Source organism: Rhodococcus sp. (in: high G+C Gram-positive bacteria) (genome assembly GCF_049299235.1).
Taxonomy (GTDB): Bacteria; Actinomycetota; Actinomycetes; order Mycobacteriales; family Mycobacteriaceae; genus Rhodococcus.
The window spans coordinates 1-2,814 of record NZ_JBAQXC010000184.1 but is presented as its reverse complement, the minus strand read 5'-3'; the positions used below and the strand labels follow the sequence as shown (position 1 = coordinate 2,814).

Here is a 2,814-nt window from a genome sequence, read left to right as displayed (position 1 = left end):
CTCAACGCCGCGAAGAACATTCTCGCCGCAGGACGTGCGGAGAGGCTAAACGCCTGCGGAGGGACCGTAAATCCTGCCGCTTAGCGGGAGGTAAGTCCCGGTGAAACAGGAACCCACCGGGGTGGCGTGTAGCGCTGCGGGAGGAATCCCGGTCCTTCAGTTATCAACGGTTTTTCATCGAAAACCTCATTTATCCGCTGGTAATTTCGTTGATGAGATGGATTCAACGATCTCGGTTTTGAGTCAGTTGGCCCATCCTCGGCGTTGGAGTTCGCGACGGAGGGCAAGGTTCTCTCCGTGGGACTGCTCTAGTGCCTTGCGCAGCTCCGTGACTATTCGACCCGGCAGGCGATGCTGCGGGATCCGAGCAACTGATATGCGCCCTCATGGTGCCAGCAGGTAGCTATCTGACCTGCTACGCGGTCGGGTCGCCCCGCGCTCAACCGACGGCCTACAGGGACACGGTCCACTCCATGTCGAGATTCCAGGCGGACGTCACCTTCCCATCGTCCTTGAGCACCTCGAGCAATGCAGGGCCGTTCTTGACCGTCGCATCTACGATCGCATCGATGGTCGCCACCATCTTCGGCTCATTGTCATAGTCGAAGATCTTCCCGCCGACTTCCATCAGGTTCACATCACCCGAGTGGTCCGACGACTCCCGGAACATGATCGATGACGCACCGTAGTCCTTCATTACACAGCGGATCAGGCGCATGATCTCGGCGGCGGCTTGCGCACTCGTCACGTGGTACATGCGGCCGACCTCACGCGACTGGTCCGTGTAGTTGGTTGCGTTCACGTGGTAATTCTCCTCGTCGTGTGCCCGCCACCCGGCGGGCGGAGGGGATTCTCGGTGCTTCGGGCGGCGCGCCGACTCGGACACGCTGCAGAACAGCGGGACTCAGACCGACAGCGGCACCCACTTGCCCGGCTCCACGTGGCACCCGGGATGAATCGGACATCGTGTACAAACCCCAATCGACTGGACGGCGCTGTGTAGCAGCGCAATCACCGTTCGAGAGGGACTGCTTCCCCTGACTGTCGTCGAGGCGTGGGCGCTCGTCGTCGCGCCGAGTGCAGCACCGCTCGCCCGCACCGCCTGGTACTGCGGGATATACCGCCATCCCGAATGTCCGGCGCGGGAAGGGCCGACACCATCCAGATCGCGGCGCGGGCCCGCCTCGCGGGCACCCTTGAGATCCCGGCACATCAGTCCCGAACAAGCGGGGTCTGCATTCCGGTGGACACGTCGTGGCGGCACGAGGTGCTGTCCCGGTCGTCCGGTGGCACTCCGCCGCCGATCCGGGCGTCCGCCACACCATCGACTGACGCAGAAACGCCTGTGGCCCCGAAGTGTTCTCGGCGCCACAGGCGTTGTCCGTCGATGGTCAGAGGATCTTGAGCTTCCCGCACGGACCGGGCACATTCGAGGTGCTGCGGGAGGCCAGTAGGGTTCGAACGATCTCCTGATCCTCAAGTGCGAGGCTGGGATCGATGAAGTTGAGTTCTTTCCTGCCCAGTTCGCGTACACGGCCGGCTAGGGTGGCGTCGTAGACAGTGCGGTCGCCGATGTAGCCGAGGATTCCCGTGACATGCAGGACCGAGACAGTGAATTTCCGTAGGGTCACCGGAAGGAATCGTGCGGCAAGGACATCGGAGTCACGGAAATTGGTCCATGCACCCTGGTTGGCGAGCACGCACTCGGCGTCCGTGTGATCGGCACTTTCCCCGATCTTGGTGCGTTGGAGATATGGTTCCGGATCGACTGTGGACGAGAGTGCCTGCTGCAAGACGGGGTAGTCGCCGCCCGCGTACAGCAGGGGGTAGTTCGCCATCGTGATCAGCCTGCTCGCATCGAGATCGGGAAGGTAGCCCGATTCGAGCAGGAACAGCACGCTTGCATCCGAAGTGCTGAGCAGTTCGGCCGCCTTCGGTCGGCTGACGGTCAGAGTTGCGTTGTGGTCGGATTTCTTCTGAATGAGCTTGGGGGCCATGTTCATCCTCTCGCTGCGGCAGCTTCGGATAGAGAATATACATAGCTAAGTAGAGTAAATCGACCTCTAGTGCAAAAACCGCTAGAGGAACGTATTCCCCAAGAAGTATGTCCGGTCTGCGAAAGGTCGCGGATCGGCGGTGGAAGGTTCGAACGAATCGGGAGTGACGGAGCACTGACGGTGATGATGCTGGCTATTGCCCGCTCCGGGCAAGTTTGCCGCGTATCTGGTCACGCAGGCCGTCGAGCAGCTCGATGTCGTCGGCGCCGCCGGCGAAGAAGTCGTCGAGGATTGCGAGGATGGTGCGTAGGTTCTGTACCTCGGTACTCGTGTCGGTCATGGCTGGTCTTCCTTTCCGTGGTGTTCGTGGTGAGTCCCGGCATCGCCGGACGGGGCCGGGGATGGCGGGGGATCCCCGCTCCGGGAGTCGCTATGGACGGCTGCCGTCGGTGACGGCAACCAACATAGCGGGTGCGCAGTAAGTTTCGCGGCACCGGTGCATTGTGCGCTGTAGTGGTTCGCCGGTGGCCGGCGGCAACGTCATGTAGGGCGACCGTGTTTGCCTGGGTAGTGGCCGCGTGCGATGTGTCGCAGCGGGACCGGCTGCGTCCCGGCAATGGGAATTCTGTTTCTGGTGGCTCAGTTTCGATCACCTGACGTGTGGTTGATTCCGTGTTCCCGGCAGGCGCCGAGGATGTCCCGAAGTTCGTGGAACTTCAGCAGCGGCCCCGTGAAACTCAGGCAGCGTTCACCTGATCAGTGTGCACCACCATCGCCTCCCGGTCGAGCGCGGCACGCAACTCCGGCAGATGCATAT

At 61.9% G+C, this 2,814-nt stretch carries 3 protein-coding genes; all 3 read right to left on the bottom strand.

Going from position 1 to position 2,814, the window contains the following annotated elements:
• Positions 1–451: 451 nt before the first annotated feature.
• The 3 genes from WAX14_RS11220 to WAX14_RS11210 all read right to left on the bottom strand — a co-directional run bounded on the left by WAX14_RS11220 (position 452) and on the right by WAX14_RS11210 (position 2,337).
• Positions 452–802, bottom strand: coding sequence for a hypothetical protein (locus WAX14_RS11220; protein ID WP_422628155.1), 351 nt, complete (start codon positions 800–802; stop codon positions 452–454).
• Between the two features lie 589 nt (positions 803–1,391).
• On the bottom strand, positions 1,392–1,997 hold the full coding sequence (locus tag WAX14_RS11215; protein WP_422628154.1) for a transcriptional regulator: 606 nt from the start codon (positions 1,995–1,997) through the stop codon (positions 1,392–1,394).
• Positions 1,998–2,190: 193 nt separating this feature from the next.
• Positions 2,191–2,337, bottom strand: coding sequence for a hypothetical protein (locus WAX14_RS11210; protein WP_422628153.1), 147 nt, complete (start codon positions 2,335–2,337; stop codon positions 2,191–2,193).
• Positions 2,338–2,814 lie beyond the last annotated feature (477 nt).